Genomic DNA, 15,219 nt, shown 5'->3' on the forward strand with positions numbered 1-15,219 from the left:
TGCGAGGGGTTTGTTCGAACACGGCTAGTTCGTATCGGCATCATCCCTTTCTTCTGAAAATGATGAACGCGACCACGCCTACCGCCGCTATCCCGCACAGCAACGCCCCGATCCAATAGGCGCTGCCGTCATCCGGCTGGGAGTCGTCCGCCTTTACAAGCTTTGCGATAGTTTCCGTTTCCAAGACCGCCCCGCAGACAGTGCATTCTTTGTGGCGCGATCCCGCTTCTTCATAAGTGGCCTCCTTGTCAACGATCCAGTCGCTCGCGGTATGCCCGGTTGCCGGAATGACGGTCTCTTCCGTCCTTGCGTCGCAGTGAGAGCAATGCTTGGACTTGGAGCCGTCCGTTGTACAGGTGGCCGGCACGTCCACGGTAAAGTCCTCATCGTAATGATGACCGAACGCACAGAGGTTCTCCCCCAGCCATATTTCATTTAGCGCGTTGGTCATCGCACCGGTCTCATTTACCTCAAGCCCTGTCGCATCCTCCGGGATCAGGGACGTCCAGCTTCTGGTCTCGCCACTGCTGCTATGCTGGAACCAGTCGCCGAAAGCGGTCTTGCCGCCATTCAGCTCCACAAGGCCATCGTACGAAATGATGGACCCGGCCGCTTCATCGGCGCTTCGCACCATCCTTGCCGCCATTGCCGCGAAGCTTTCGCCGCCTTTTGCATGCACCTTGCTTCCATCGATGCCTATGGAATCTCTGGAGAAGATACCGATGTCCTCGGTGCTTACCGCTTCCACACAGCTGTCGCTGATGGTCATGGCGCCATGTGATTGCATGCCGCACCATCTCGCGGTCGCGTTGATGTCAGACCCGCCGGTTATTGCAAGCGCACCGCGGGTAAAGATCGCAGAATCTCCCGTACTGACGGCCTTCACTTTGCTATTGTTGATGGAAATGGAGATTTCGCCATATAGGGCGGGATAAAAGCCGGTGGCGTCGATCCCGGAACAGTTTTCGATGATCAGCGAAGCCCCTGTGAAAATAGCGTTCGATGATGTGCTCGATAATGTCAGTTTGGAGCTGTTGATCAGGATATTGTACCCATTGGCTATAGCTACCGGGGAATCTGACAACTCCCCGGATACGGAACAGCTGATCTCGCTGTTCTTGATTTTGAAGCCATCAATTTCGGTGCCGCCATTTATTCCCCTTACACCATTTGCTATCATGATCCTGCTGTCATCGATATCGACGTGCCCGCTCGGCACGTTGATGTTATTGACATATCCAGACGTACTGATGGTGGCATTGCTGCATTTGAAATATCCGTCCACCCCGTTGGAATCAATGGCTACAGAAAACCCTGTGGTAGCGGCCCCTGCCGTTAAGGAAACGGTCGCATCGGAAATATTGCAGCCCTTGAAGCCGTAGATCCCGAGCACACCGGAGCCCTCCCGTTCTTTGACATCGATGCTAATGCTGCCGGGACCTTTGATGGAAAGCAGTCCCATGGTGTAGATCCCGCTGGATATCTCAGGGGTCGCACCATTGACGATGGAGTTCGCCCCGATAATCACTATGGTGATCTCATGGTCCGCAAAATGGCCATCGGCCGAAATGCCTACGCCGTTATGGCCGGTGCCAATGGTCGCGCCATTCAGGGTAAGCGTTTTTGTTCCTGCGTCATAAGTGGCCGTTCCCGGTCCGCAGGCCACGATGTTGTCCTGCGCGGCTATGATGTTCACGCCGTTCACCCATAGCTCACCCGGGTCATCTGCGGAAACGGTCGCCGGGACGATCCCAACGATCAGCAAAAGCGATAATATCAATGGCAATAATTTTATTTTTTGCATTTTTCTACCTTCTAAACTATATTTACAAACGTAATTATGAATCGCGGGATAGTTTATGTCAAATATATAAATCTATCTCATTGCCAGCATCTCGCGGGGTATCGGGATCGGCGGAGGGCGCCCTGCAGCCGACCAATGGCCGCACCCTGGCACATTAACGATGAGGGCATGGCCGTTCGCAGGAGGCGCCGAGCAACATAATTCCCCAGATGATATCGGGAACTCTCCAAGATCAGCCGCTGGAGGCGGCCCGGGGGATGCCGTACTTTCTCAGGACCTCCTGGCGGTACAGGGTGTTCCCGTGCACGCTGTTGATGTTGTACAGGCAGAACGGGATCAGCTTGCCGTCAGGGGTCACGGCGTGGATGCAGCAGCCCCTCAGCCGCTCCGTCTCCACGTTCCACACGTCCTGGAACGGCATCGACGATATCGTCAGGTAGGAGGTCTTGGCCCTCTGGATGAACTCGTCCCAGGTCCCCTTCTCCTCCTTCGTGTCGCCTCCCACGCTCTCGTCGATGTACCTCCACAGGTCGCTGATCTCCTGCCTCGTTTTCGCCGCGACGCAGCAGGTGTCCTTGGGCGGCCCCATGGCGCGGTGCGTCAGGGGGAAGAGGGAGCCGTCCTCCATGATTACCGACATTGACTTCACGTCGCAGTGGACGTTGGTGCATGACGTCGGTATGAAATTGTCCACGGTGAGCTCGCGGTTGGTCTGCCTCTCTATCTCCTTGAGGAGGTCTGGCAGCACCGTCCTGTTCGCGTCGGTCGGTATGATGGGATAGCGGCCGAAGTACGCGAGGGGCTGGAAGTGTATGCCCTTTACGGTGGGCACGTTCCTCTTGGCGAAGTTGATGATCTCCCCGATCTGGTCCATGTTGATATCCGGCGATACCACCGTGACCAGGGTGACGCCCATGCCCACCTCCTTGCAGTTCTCTATGGCCTGGACCTTGAGGGACAGCAGGTCCCGTCCGCAGGTCTTCCGGTACACCTCGGCGGTCAGCCCGTCGAACGAGAAGTACAGCGAGTCGACGCCGGCCTCCTTGCACCTCCGGAGGAACTCGATGTCCTGGGCGAACCGCACCCCGTTGGTGTTCACTTCGATGTAGTCGATGCCCATGCTCTTGCCCAGGCGGACGATGTCCGGCAGGTCCTCGCGGACGGTGGGCTCGCCGCCGCTCAGCTGTATGCAGATGGGATGGTGAACATGCTCCAGAGCGGTCCGGTACATGCCCTCGATCTGCTCCATGGAGGGGTTGTACCTGGGCCCCTCAGAAGCGCTGGCGAAGCATATGGGGCACTTGAGGTTGCAGTCGCCGGTGACCTCCAGGACCACCAGGCAGGTGTGCTGCGAATGCTCTTCGCACAGTCCGCAGTCCAGCGGGCAGCGCACCTTGCCCTTCACCGCCACCTTCTCCGGCTTGGAGGGGACGCAGGCGTACTGCTTGAGCGACTTGTAGTCCTCGACCCCGCGCCAGATGAGCACCTTGAAATGACCGTGCTCGGGGCAGGTCTTCTCCAGGTAGATGTTATCGTTCTCGGCGATCTTCATTGCCGGAATGACCTTCAAACATTCCGGGCACAGGCTCTCCGTTTCGCCAATCTTCTCTTCCATGTGTTCCACCGGATCGTTGCTATAAATGTGATGAAGCTATATCATCGAGCGCTCTGCCCGAAGTGGCCTCGCCCACAACAAGCAAAGAAATAAGATAAGAGCGGCCGCTCCCGCGGCCTAAGTGATTTTATGCCTTCTTCTTCTCGAACAGACCTTCGGCGGCAGCGATGGTCTTGGTGGCGAGGTACTCCTCGACCCATGAGTCGCCGCACTTCGGGCAGACGATGGCGGGCCCGGACCTGGTGATGCCCATATAGGTCATGTTGGCGGTGCCCTGCTGCGCCTGCTCGTTGCAGTGCTTGCAGGTCCACTCGGACATCTCCGGCTCGTCGGTAGTCTTCACGATGTCGTTCAGCTGCATCCGGTGGGAGTAGGCCGACTCGACCTTTCCCTTGTCGTCGAACAGGGCGTAAACGGTCACGTCCCCCACGCGCTTCTTGGCGAGGTTCTTGCCGTTGTTGGTGAGCATCCGCCCGCCGTTGTTCTTCACGACATCAGCGATGTCCGCCTCCTTCAGGCCCCTCTTTCCCAGCAGCTCCTTGACTTCATCAGTAAATGTTGCGTCCATGTTCTCACCTCACCATTTCCCGTAGGTACCGAAGTCCTTGGCAGCCTGGGTCATGGCCAGGAAGTTGCCCGGGTGCGTGTAGGGCGGGCATTCGCAAGCGCAGCCTAGGATGTAGCCGCGGGGGCTGTCGCGTCCGGCGATGATGGACTCCTTGGACTGGTCATAGACGGCCTTGGGGTTGGGGTTGATCATCAGCTTAGTGTCGACCGAGCCCATGATGGTGGCCTTGTTCCCATAGTCCTTCTTGAGCAGCTCGGTGGGGAAGACATCCTTTCCCTTGTATCCGATATGGAACACCGTGAAGGGGGACCAGATAAGGTTCTGGAACTCCTTGTAGGAGGTATCGTGGTTGCCGCAGCAGTGATAGAATATCTGCGGGCCGCCGCCGCCCCTGAACACCTTGTTCACGTAGCGCCTCATGTTGGCCACGGAGTAGTCGCGCACAGCCTCGTCGGAGAAGATATCGTTGTTGGCAAGGACCGAGCCGACCACGAGCATGGCCATGCCGTAGTCCTTGGCGGTGCACAGCGCGCCGTTGGCGGCGCAGTCGGTGAACTTCTCCACCAGCTTGTGGGCCGCGTCCGGCTCCATGAAGGTCCACATGACGAAGTTCTCCACGCCGACCATTTCTGCGGCCTCGCCGACCGGGTCGAAGGCGTAGGAGATCGGCACAAAGGTCTGGGGGAGGTTCTTCTGGACGTACGAGTACAGCCTCTGGTACTGCGGGTACGTCACCCCCTTCCTGAGGTCCTCCTCGGACGGTACCTCCAGCTTGTCGACTTCGCTGGGGTCGCTGATGATAGGCTTCTCTACGATTGGCGGCAAAGTGTCCTTCTGGATCAGATTGCACCCGAACTCCTTTAGCCAGGGGGTCGAGTAGAACCAGTGCGACACCGACAGCAGGTCGTACAGCTGGTATATGTATGCCAGGCAGTGTATGCCCAGTTCCGGCTTCTCGTAGAAGTCCCTGATCGTGTACCCACATGATACCGCGGCGTGCGACAGCATGATCGGGTCGACGTCTATTCTATCTTGTGGGTTATCCACAAAAGGGCTGGCAAAACGCTTAGTGGCTTTGCCGTGCCACTCCATGTCGTATGGCGGAAACAAATCTTCGTAGCCCATTGAATCCCTGAAAGGGCACCGAATTTGCGCCTATTTAATCATTTGTCGCGAAATTATGTAACAATGTTGCATAAGAGGTTCTTTATATTGTTAATGTGCAACATTGTTGCACATTTTTGGGTAAAATTGCCTCTCGATCGCCCGTTCCATCTGATTCCGTACCATCGAGTAAAATATGAAATGCGCCGATGAGCGGGGCAAATCAGAGGTTAGAACATGCCATTAGACCTCACGATGAGATTTGTGGACAGGCTGGCCGACAAGGTGGCCTCCAGTATTTCTTTCTCCGAAGTGACCGATGCCAGCAGTGTTGTGGACACCAAGGTCGAGAGGGTCGGCCTCAACGTCAGGGTGCCGTTCTGCGCCCTCAAGTGCGCTTACTGCGCGGTGCCCGGCGACCGGTACAGCCTCGAGGCCGCCCAGATGTTCCTACGCAGCGTGGATCGCGAGCTCGAGCTTTACGCCGAGAGCCTGGGGAGGCCCAAGGTGGACAGGGTGTACGTCAGCGGCGGGACCCCGTCCCTGATGCACCGGGAGATCGGGACCTTGGTAGATATGGTGGGGGAGCGCTTCGGCTCCCGGGGGAAGGTGGCCATCGAAGCCTCGCCCACCGATCTCAGCCCGGATGTGGTGAGGAACCTCCGGGACGCCGGGGTCGACCAGATCAGCGTAGGGGTGCAGACGTTCGACGAAGGGATGCTGGCGAGCCTGAACCGGGCGATGAAGAGAGAGAAGCTGGAGAAGAGCCTCAGGACGGTGATGGACGCGGGGTTCGACTACGTCAACATCGACCTCATGTTCTCTTTGCGGGGCCAGACCACGAGCTCGATACTTGATGACCTGAAGACCGCCGGCGAACTGGGCGTCCACGGCATCTCGGTGTACCCGCTGATGCTCCTCCCGTACACGCCCATGACCATGGACATGATGAGCGGGAAAAGCGGCGGGTGGGTCCAGGACCCCCGAGCGGAGAAGGACCAGTACCTCGCCATCGTGTCGTTCCTGAGGGACCACGGGTACAAGCTCCGCACCCTGTGGAGCTTCTCCCAGAGGCCGGAGGAGTACGAGGGGCCCTACGAGCACAGCAACTTCGTGGGGATAGGCCCGCGGGCCTGGGGGATGGTGAACAACAAGTTCACCCTGAACTGCTCGGGCGTGGTCGAGTACGAGTCCAAGCTGGAGAAGGGCGTCCTTCCCCTGCACGCCTACTCTGAGGTCAAGGGCTATTCCATCGCCAAGTTCGCCCGCTGCCTGTACAACGGCAAGCTGTCAGGGCAGGAGATCAAGGCGCTGTCGGCCGAGGACCGCAAGGTCACCGGCTACATCTGGGCGCTGCGGCTGCTGAGGCTCATGGAGAAGACGGGCGACGGGGTTGCGCTCACCGACAGGGCCATGTCGTACGGGAGCCACGCCACCAAGAAGATCGCCATGGCCACCCTGACCAGGATGGACGAGGCCTCGGGCGCCGGCGCCCGCGGGCATGGCGGCGGGGAGAAGAAAGAGCAGCGGCCCCTGCGCATCGACGGGCTGGACCTTCAGGAACGAGAGCCGACCGTGTGAGGGTCGCGCCCTCACTTCGGCGGGGCCAGCCGGGACCTTATGATGTCCATGGGAGCGTCCGGGTTGATGGGAGTGCTGTCTATGAGGATGTCCACTTCCACGTTGTGCACGTTGGGGATCTTCAGGATGCGCTCCTGGATGAGGCCGTAGAGTGCGTCCACGCTGCTGGTGTAGACATCGCATACCAGGGCGTGGTCCCCGAAGGCGCGCGCCACCGTCACGATCTCGGGGCTTTTTCTCAGCTCCTCGATCACCGAGTTCAGCGCCGAGCCGGCCACCTGGAGGGATATGATCCCCCTCATCAGCCCGACCCTCGAGGGGTTCAGGACGATGGTGTACCCCGAGATGTAGCCGTCGGCGTCCATCTTGGCCAGCCTGCGGCTTATGGTGGCCTTGGACACCCCCAGCTCCTTGGCGATGTTGCCGAGGCTCTCCCGGGAGTTGTCCCTCAGTATCTTTAGAATGCGCAGGTCTATTTCGTCCATGCTCATGCCTGCAACGATGTTGCGGTTTTTTCTGACATATGGCGATATCGTTGCGTGAACACCTCATATTTCATTCATTATTAATCATTGTCGGTATATCCAGACTTGTCAATAGTTAAATGACGGCGCGGCCAGGACGATGCGGATGAAAAAGATCGATCAAGAGGGCCGCTAGACCCCTGTTTGGAGAAAAAAAGGAGGAAAAGGAAAGGATTTAGGGTGTGCCAGAGTCAGCTTACTTCAGAAGTGCGCTGATGGTCTTGACGGACTCGACAGCGTCGGGAGCCCAGGCCGTTCCGATCTGGTCGGCGAACTCCTTCGAGGTGGCGCCTCCGCCGATGATGGTCTTCACCTTCCCCTTCAGGTTCTCCTCCGCCAGCTGCCTCTCGATCTCCTTCATGCCCGGCAGGGTGGGGGTCATTAGGGTGGAGGTGGCGATGATCTGGGCGTTCTCGGCCTTGGCCTTCTCGATGATCTTCTTAATTGGCACGTCCTTGCCGAGGTCGTAGATGGTGAGGCCGGCGCCGGTCAGCATGGCCTTCACGATGTTCTTGCCGATGTCGTGGACATCGCCCTCGATGACGCTGAGAACGACCTTTCCGGGCTGGGCGGCGTTGGTGTCGACCTTCAGCTGCGGGAGCACTACGTCCAGGACCTGGTACATGGTCTGGGCGGCCATCAGGACCTGGGGCAGGAAGTACTGACGGGTCTCGTACTTCTGGCCGACGGTCGCCATGGCGCTGCTCAGGTAGTTGAAGATGATCTCGCGGGGGTCCATTCCCGCGGCGAGCGCCTGTTCCGCCAAGGGCTTTGCTTCCTTGATCTTCCCGCCGATCACAACGTCCATTATTTTCTTGGCTAAGTCATCCGACATTTTATTGAATCCTCCTAATTATTTATTGTTAGCAATTCAACAATCCGGGTGGTTAATAAATCATCGCACGGATGTACTGTTTTAACATACGTTTAGTTGAGATGCGTGTCAATGTCTGGCACAGCTATTTTTCGATTAACTATAGTTATTAACATTAGTTAAGCCATGGATTTATTATTAACAATCGTTACATGAATGTCTCGATTTTGTAAAAAACGCGATAGGACGGGCCCTGGCCCGCCTGTTCATCGCCGGTCCTTCCGCCGCGCGCCTCAGTTCGAGGCCGCGGCCGGCCTCTCCGCCCTTTCGCCAGGGGACCGGTCCGCGTCGTACTGCTCTCTCCGATCGATGATGGGCTGGTGCTTGGGCTCGAAGGGGGCGCATCCCACGTCGAGCATCTCCACCATCAGGGGAGCGATGAGGTCGTTCTGCCGGGCGTCCTTGATCTCGTCCAGTCCCTCCAGCCCCGCGATGATCTTCTTCCTTCCCTCTTCCTTGTCCCCCTTGAACTCGACCCGGAAGGTGAGTATGTCGCGATAGTCGTCGCGGTCCAGCACCAGATCGTAGCTCAGCACTCCCGGGACCGCCAGGACCACCTCGTCGAACAGCAGCGGGTAGATCTTCTGGCCGTACCCTATCTTGGTCTGGGCGTCCATGCGGCCCATTATCTTGCCGATCTTGATGCCGGTCCCGAACCCGCATTTGCACGGCGGCTCGATGATGCAGCTCAGGTCCCTGGTGCGGTAGCGGATGAGGGGCGTGCCCTCCATGGACAGGGACGTCCACAGCATCTCCCCCTCCTCTCTTTCTCCCAGTTGCTTCCCGGTGGCGGGGTCCACCACCTCCACGATGAAGTCGGCGTTGTTGACGTGGAGGCCGTCGTACGCCCCGCACTCTATCGAGCTGGCCAGCCCCATCTCGGTCATGCCGTACTGCGCGACGACCTTGCACCCCCAGATGGAGATGAGCTCCCTGCGCATAGCCTCCGGCAGCGGCTCGGCGGAACAGATGATCGCCTTTATCCCCATCGAGCGCAGGTCGTGCTTGTCCTTGGCCAGGACGCTGATGCGGTAGATGAAGGAGGTCAGCCCGATCATCATGGTGGTGTGGTTCTCCTTCATGAGCTTTACCTGCTCGTCCACGTCCGCCGTGCTTGCCACCACGGAGCTGAAGCCGGCGATCTTGCAGGCCCCGTCGAGCATGAGGCTGGGGTCCCAGGCGGCCACCGCGGGGAACATGATCTGCAAGGTATCGCCGTCGGTCATCCCCTGCGCCTTCAGGGCGGCGGCGATGGAGTCGATGATGTTCAGCACATCGTTCCTGGTATAGAACAGCCGCTTCCTGGTCCCTGACGTTCCTGAGGTGGTGAAGGCCCGCATGACCTTGCTCTGCGATGCGCAGAGGAACTGGAACGGTTCGGCAGCCAGCTCCGAGGGGTCGGTGACGGGGATCTTCCCCATGTCCTTGATCGTCCTGATGTCCGAAGGCCTGATGCCAGCGTCATTGAGCACCTTGCGATAATGGTAGGAGTTCTCGCTCACGTACTCTAGCATCTTGCGGAGCTTGTGCAGCTGGTACTCTGTAACGTCCTGGTTCTTGATCTCGCCCAGCTCGTCCCTCCCGATGGCCTCGCGGAACTCCTTGGACCCCTTGAACTCCGCACGGATCTTGTTGTGTATCCATATCTCCAGCGCGTCGTCGCTCCCTTCGATCTTGCGGGAGGACAGCTTGCGCCGGGCCACCGCCATCTTGACATTGTCCAGCAGCTGCATCGCCCCATAAATGAGAACATATCAGAAAAGGATATCCCATGGACGTAAGCGTCCTTAACAATCGAAGAGAGCAAATGCAACAACGGGGGCAAGGATTAATCGTCCATGCCGCTCTACTACAGCAGAGGTAGAACATGCAGGGACCCGGTCTTGATGAACTGGTAAGGACTAAGAAGTTCCTCTTCTTCGGAGGAAAGGGCGGGGTCGGCAAGACCACCATGGCGGCGGCCACCGCGGTATGGCTCTCCGACCACGGATACAATACTTTGGTGGTGGCGACCGACCCGACCGTCAGCCTGTCGTCGATCTTCGCGCAGGAGGTCGGGGAGACGGAGATCACCCCCATCGGGACGGAGAGGAACCTGTGCGGACTGAGCATCAATCCCCGCAAGGCCCTGGGAATGTTCCAGAGCCGCATGAACACTATGATGGACGGCTTCTCCACCATGTTCGGCTCGGAGCTGCTGAGCACCCCCTGCACCGAGGAGATCGCCGCCTTCGACCAGTTCGTCAGCTTCATGGGGGACACCGAGCACGACAAGGTGGTGTTTGACACCGCTCCCACCGGACATACGCTGAGGGAGCTGTCAATGCCCTTCGACTGGTCCGGGTACATCTCCAACCAGATAGAGAGCCGGAGGGAGCTGTCGGAGGTGCTGGGGTTCGTGTACGATGAGGGGATGATCGACGACCTGAAGCAGGAGAAGGCAAGGTACGACGCCGCGGTGAAGGCCCTGTCGGACACGGACACGTCGTCGTTCAACCTGGTCCTGCTGCCGGAAAAGCTCCCCATCGATGAGACGGAGAGGGCGGTGACCGATCTGGGCGGGTTCGGCATCCGGGTGCGCGCGCTCATCGTCAACGAGATAATCCCCCAGGACGCCATCAGGGGCAACGCGTTCCTGGAGAGAAGGAGGGCGACCCAGGAAAGGTACTTGAATGATATCGGGACAAGGTTCAGGGACATCCCCCGCGCCGAGGTCCCCCTCTTCGACAGCGACATCTACGGGCTGGACGCCCTTCGCAAGGTCGGAGGCGTTCTGTATGGCCGTTAGGCTCCGCCTGACCATTCTATCGTTCGCCTGCTGCAACCCCCGCCTGGCGGTGTACGACCAGCAGTATGCGGAGCGGCTGCGGGAGGCGCTCGCCGCCGTGGAGATGGAGGCGGACATATCGCTGGTCCACGCCACCGAGGCCCAGATGTCCTCCCGCTACGAGTGGATGGCGGGGATATTCCCGCTGATGAAGAAGTACGGACAGGCGGTGTCCCCGGCACTGTTCATCAACGAGCGGTTGACCCTCTACGGCGGGGTGCCCACCTTGGAGAAGTTGAAAGAGGAGCTAGGCAAGTCCAAGGTCGCGGCGGAGCAGGGGAGGATATGACCATCGAGAGCTGGTCGCTGTTTTTAAACCTCTGTTAACCATGACTTAAATATTTGAGTCCCGTTTCACACATCATGGTTTCCGGCTGCCGCATCGAGATCTCCTATGTCGATCCCGAGTCCTACACCTCCATTGTCAACCACGATCTGAGGAAAGCGATCCTGAGTTCGTTGTACGCCATGGCCCTGGACGGGCCGGTGTCCAAGCAGGACCTCGCCGACAGGGTGGGCATAGAATATCATCAGCTGGTGTACCAGCTCAGCCATCAGCTCAGCGACTTCTGGAAGGTGGCCGAGGAAAGGAAGGTCCGGGGGACCCGGCAGGAGCTGATCGTGCCCGCGTCGCCGAGCTCCATCTTCATCACCATCGGCCGCGACGGCAAGATCTTCGTCATCGACCCCCTCGCCGACCTCTTCGGCCCCCTGGCGAACGTGGGGACGCGGTGCGACGGGTGCTCCAAGAAGGATTACGAGCGCTGCCTGAAGCACGTGCAGAGCGGATGCTGCTTCGAGTCCACGCCCCGCCCCGAGGAGGCCGCCACACTGGAGAGCAACGGCAGGAAAGCGCCGTGGCGCCCCGTGGACCTGGCGATCCTCTGCTCATTGAAGGGCATCGCCACCGGCAAGACCTGCTCGGTGTCGATACCGTGCGACAGCTGCCCGTTCATGCGCCGGGTCATCAAGTTCGATGATGCCGCGCGGTGAGCGGGACGGGAGGTCGAGGGCGTGCTGATCTATCTCGCCGGTCCGCTGTTCTCGCTGGCGGAGAGGGAGTTCAACCAGAAGCTGTCCGACCTCATCGTCCGCGGGATGGAAGGGGCGAGCGTCATCCTTCCCCAGGAGGAGTGCAGGGACCTGATGTCGGAGAGCGACGCCTTCACCAAGGTTTTCGACACCTGCGTGCGCTCCATCGACCGGGCGGACGCTGTCATCGCCATCCTCGACGGTCCCGACGTCGACTCAGGCACGGCCTTCGAGATCGGCTACGCGTTCGCTAGGAGCAAGCCGATCATCGGGGTGAGGACCGACCCCCGGCAGCTGGAGGACCAGGGCGTCAACTGCATGATCTCCCGTTCGGTGAACAGCATGATCTGGCCCGGCGGGGGGAACGCGGATTGCGCGGTCCTTGCCAGGGCGATAGTCGAGGTCCTCCGGTCCGGGGGCCTCGCCGAGCGGCGGGGTTGTCCAGTTTGACAGGTCCATAGAACAGGATTGTAAACATCAGAACGATGGGTTTAAGGAACTCTCGCTGATGCAATAGCGATGAGCGAAGGCAAGGCACCTAGGGTAGGGATACTATTACTCATCCTCACCACGGCGGTCCTAGCCTCGGTGCTGATAGCTCCCTTCACGCTGCCGGAGAACAGCGTCAACGACCTGTCCGGTGGGCTCGGGGTGATAGACAACGGGGAGGTGCTGGCGGTCATGAACCCGTTCGCCCGGGCCGTGTACACCGCCGCCGACATCCTGTCCGATCAGCTGTCCAGCAACTCCTATTACCTGAACGGCAACCAGGTACCGTTCCCCTCCCGCATGGTGGGCCTGCTGTTCGGCCTGACCTGGGGGGCGCTGGCGGCAGTGGTGATACGGCCGAGGACCCAGAGCAAGGTCCTTCTCGGGGTCGTGCCGATCCTGGTCGACTGGAGCCTGCAGTTCACCGCCGAGTACACCTCGACCAACACCATCCGCCTGATCACCGGGGCGGTCGCGGGGATAGCCATCGCCATGTTCCTGGCCGCCGCTTTCACCCCTCAGCTCGAGGACAAGCTCCCTCCCAAGCCCGTCAAGGATGGGGATTGAGGGGGCGGGACGGCCGCCGGTCCACCCAATAATAAATAATTATATCGCCATAATATTACTTCAGCGGACCTCGTTTTTTGTATCATGAGCGCATTGTCCGTTCGAACGATATGACCGACCTGTCCTTGGCCCTGGAATACATACCTCTAGCCATAATCTCGATCATAGCGATCTCCAATCCCATCTCCACGGCGACGATGTTCAACGTCCTCACGGAGAAAATGTCCGAGGAGAGGAAGCACCAGACCGCGGTCAAGGCGTCTCGTTTCTCCCTTTACATACTGGTGTTCTTCGCCCTCACCGGCATGCTCATCTTCCAGATATTCGGCTTCGGCATAGGGGCGTTCCGCATCGCGGGAGGGATACTACTCACCATCACCGCGATCGACATGCTCCACCCCAAGCCCGAGGGTCTGACCGACAATGACGGCACCAGGGACATATCCCTTATCCCCATGGCCATCCCCTTCATCAGCGGCCCCGGGACCATAGTGACAACGGTCGTCCTGATGTCGGGGGCGCAGGACCTCGGCGGAGGCGACACGCTGGTCTGGCTATTGGCCAGCGCGGGAGTGCTCCTGGGCATCGTCATCACCATCGCGGTCTCGTACCTGGGGATGACGGAATCGGAGAGGGTGTTCCGGTTCCTGGGCGAGGGCGGGGAGAAGGCCCTGAGCAAGCTCATGGGGCTGATCGTTCTGGCCATAGCCATCCAGTTCATCATCAACGGGATCGGCGACGTGCTCCCCGACCTGGTCCGGAAGGGAATGGAAGCGCTCTGACGCGCCCCTCCTCAATTCTTTCTCTTTCTTTTCTGCACCAGCTCGTGCACCAGGTCCTGCTTGATGACCGGCCTGAACAGGGTGCTGTTCTCCCGGCCGATAATGTGGCCGTACAGGTTCAGGGCGTTCAGCGAGGTCCGCACCTCGTCCCCGGTCAGCTTCCCGGCCAAGGTGTTGCACAGCCCGGTGAAGGAGACGTAGTCGAGGCCCTGCCCCAGCACTCCCCGGTTGATCTCCGCCAGGACCCTGATGTCGTTGTTGGTCAGGTTCCCGTAGCTGTAGGAGGTCTGGGCCCACGGGGACAGCCTGGCCTCGTCGCCCGACCTGATGTAATTGAGGCGGAGGTCCGAGAACTGGCGGTACATCTCGGTGAACCACTCTTTCCCCTTGGAGAACGAGGTGTCGTCGATGTTCCGCTTGTACTCCATCCGGCAGATGGCCATGGCGATCTTGGCAATGGCGTCCTGGTCGAAGGGCACGCTTATCTGGGCGTACGCCGGCTCCACTTCTTCCAGCACCGCGGCGATGGACCTCTCGATCTCGGCGACGGCGCTCTCCGGCACCACCGGCCGGATCATGAGGGCCTGGAGCAGGTACTCGATGACGTCGGGGTCCACCTCGCTCGTCCTGGAGCGGTACTCGGCGTTGTAGATGACCGTGGGTATCTGCATGGGCAGGGGGACGGCGGTGGGGTCGACCATCTTGAAGTAGTTGTAGGAGGCCTCCCTGACCTTCCCTTGCATCACCCGGCGGCGCAGCGCCTTCAGGTCGTCCTTGGACTCGATGAAGGTGAAGTCGTACTGCTTGTTGGGCCGGGAGAACTCCCGGGGAAGGGACCGGAGGATGGAGCCTTTCAGCTGGTCGAGGGGCCGCTGCTTGGATGACAAGTTGAAGGACTGGCTGCCGATGCCGCCCGGCCCCATCAGGCTCTCCGGGCAGGACAGCAGTTGCAGTGCCAGGGCCCGGTCCAGGCCGTCCTTGTCGGCGTCCTTCCAGTTGATGCTGACGCGGTGGAGGAAGTCCCCGCTGTCCAGGTAGGGGCGGGGCATCCTGAGCTCGAGCCTCTTGAGCGCCTCGACCACGTAGTACTCGTCGTACTCCCCGGCCTCGGTGGACCCGCCGACCAGGGACCTCGCCCGGACGTACTTCTGGCTGACCTCCAGCTCCACCAGCTCGTCGTCCACCACCTCGATGTCGTCCGGCAGGATGTAGGAGTGCTTCGACTCCGGCTCCTTGTAGGGGCTCTTGCGCAGCTTGAATGTCCTCTGCCCCACGAACTTGACCCAGCCGGCATGGGGGCTCCCGGAGATGATCTCCCTCTCGAACCCCGCCCACGGGCCCACGGTCCTGTTCCTCAGAACGAGCTGCCGCATCCTGGCCAAGATTAATTTCAACCTACAAAACTGTTGAGGAAGGGAGGCGGTTTCTCGGAACGTTCGCCCGGGGCGAGGG

General features: G+C 59.7%; 15 protein-coding genes. 7 read left to right on the plus strand and 8 right to left on the minus strand.

Annotated features, from left to right (window positions below; genetic code table 11):
- Positions 1-40 precede the first annotated feature (40 nt).
- The 4 genes from WYS_RS13160 to WYS_RS13175 all read right to left on the minus strand — a co-directional run bounded on the left by WYS_RS13160 (position 41) and on the right by WYS_RS13175 (position 5,112).
- A complete protein-coding gene (locus WYS_RS13160) occupies positions 41-1,804 on the minus strand; it encodes a hypothetical protein (RefSeq protein WP_019178643.1) in 1,764 nt (587 codons plus the stop codon).
- A gap of 232 nt (positions 1,805-2,036) precedes the next feature.
- Positions 2,037-3,419: a radical SAM (seleno)protein TrsS gene (gene trsS / locus WYS_RS13165; RefSeq protein WP_019178644.1), complete on the minus strand. Its 1,383-nt coding sequence runs from the start codon at positions 3,417-3,419 to the stop codon at positions 2,037-2,039.
- A 127-nt stretch (positions 3,420-3,546) separates the two neighbouring features.
- Positions 3,547-3,987, minus strand: a complete 441-nt coding sequence (locus WYS_RS13170; RefSeq protein ID WP_019178645.1) for a DUF7479 domain-containing protein — start codon at positions 3,985-3,987, stop codon at positions 3,547-3,549.
- A 9-nt stretch (positions 3,988-3,996) separates the two neighbouring features.
- The gene (locus WYS_RS13175; RefSeq protein WP_081580005.1) at positions 3,997-5,112 is read right to left on the minus strand and encodes a uroporphyrinogen decarboxylase family protein; all 1,116 of its coding nucleotides are present in this window, start codon (positions 5,110-5,112) and stop codon (positions 3,997-3,999) included.
- 216 nt (positions 5,113-5,328) lie between these two features.
- Between WYS_RS13175 and WYS_RS13180 the strand changes: the two genes are divergently transcribed.
- Positions 5,329-6,672 (plus strand): radical SAM protein, encoded by a 1,344-nt coding sequence (locus WYS_RS13180; protein ID WP_081580006.1) that lies wholly within the window; start codon positions 5,329-5,331, stop codon positions 6,670-6,672.
- An 11-nt stretch (positions 6,673-6,683) separates the two neighbouring features.
- On the opposite strand, the gene WYS_RS13185 is transcribed toward WYS_RS13180, so the two are convergent.
- The 3 genes from WYS_RS13185 to WYS_RS15470 form a co-directional block, all read right to left on the minus strand.
- Positions 6,684-7,157: an Lrp/AsnC family transcriptional regulator gene (locus WYS_RS13185; protein WP_162137743.1), complete on the minus strand. Its 474-nt coding sequence runs from the start codon at positions 7,155-7,157 to the stop codon at positions 6,684-6,686.
- 235 nt (positions 7,158-7,392) lie between these two features.
- Positions 7,393-8,031, minus strand: coding sequence for a cobalamin B12-binding domain-containing protein (locus WYS_RS13190; protein WP_019178649.1), 639 nt, complete (start codon positions 8,029-8,031; stop codon positions 7,393-7,395).
- 272 nt (positions 8,032-8,303) lie between these two features.
- Positions 8,304-9,803 (minus strand): phenylacetate--CoA ligase family protein, encoded by a 1,500-nt coding sequence (locus tag WYS_RS15470; protein ID WP_019178650.1) that lies wholly within the window; start codon positions 9,801-9,803, stop codon positions 8,304-8,306.
- Positions 9,804-9,937: 134 nt separating this feature from the next.
- On the opposite strand from WYS_RS15470, the gene WYS_RS13200 reads away from it, so the two are divergent.
- The 6 genes from WYS_RS13200 (at position 9,938) to WYS_RS13225 (ending at position 13,767) form a co-directional block, all read left to right on the plus strand.
- Positions 9,938-10,858 carry an ArsA family ATPase gene (locus tag WYS_RS13200; RefSeq protein ID WP_019178651.1) on the plus strand — a complete coding sequence of 307 codons (921 nt, stop codon included), beginning with the start codon at positions 9,938-9,940 and terminating at the stop codon, positions 10,856-10,858.
- Positions 10,848-11,186 (plus strand): hypothetical protein, encoded by a 339-nt coding sequence (locus WYS_RS13205; protein WP_019178652.1) that lies wholly within the window; start codon positions 10,848-10,850, stop codon positions 11,184-11,186. Before WYS_RS13200 ends, WYS_RS13205 begins: the two co-directional genes overlap by 11 nt.
- A 74-nt stretch (positions 11,187-11,260) precedes the next feature.
- A complete protein-coding gene (locus WYS_RS13210; RefSeq protein WP_019178653.1) occupies positions 11,261-11,890 on the plus strand; it encodes a hypothetical protein in 630 nt (209 codons plus the stop codon).
- 21 nt (positions 11,891-11,911) lie between these two features.
- Positions 11,912-12,379, plus strand: a complete 468-nt coding sequence (locus WYS_RS15475) for a nucleoside 2-deoxyribosyltransferase (protein WP_019178654.1) — start codon at positions 11,912-11,914, stop codon at positions 12,377-12,379.
- 69 nt (positions 12,380-12,448) lie between these two features.
- Entirely contained in the window at positions 12,449-12,985 is a 537-nt protein-coding gene (locus WYS_RS13220) for a DUF2085 domain-containing protein (protein WP_026069126.1), read from the plus strand.
- Positions 12,986-13,095: 110 nt separating this feature from the next.
- A complete protein-coding gene (locus tag WYS_RS13225; protein ID WP_019178656.1) occupies positions 13,096-13,767 on the plus strand; it encodes a MarC family protein in 672 nt (223 codons plus the stop codon).
- Positions 13,768-13,778: 11 nt separating this feature from the next.
- Here WYS_RS13225 and WYS_RS13230 read toward each other — a convergent pair whose 3' ends face one another.
- Complete coding sequence (locus WYS_RS13230) at positions 13,779-15,149, minus strand: hypothetical protein (protein ID WP_236993816.1); 1,371 nt, start codon at positions 15,147-15,149, stop codon at positions 13,779-13,781.
- Between the last annotated feature and the right edge of the window lie 70 nt (positions 15,150-15,219).

The organism is Methanomassiliicoccus luminyensis B10, assembly GCF_000308215.1.
Classification (GTDB): domain Archaea; phylum Thermoplasmatota; class Thermoplasmata; order Methanomassiliicoccales; family Methanomassiliicoccaceae; genus Methanomassiliicoccus; species Methanomassiliicoccus luminyensis.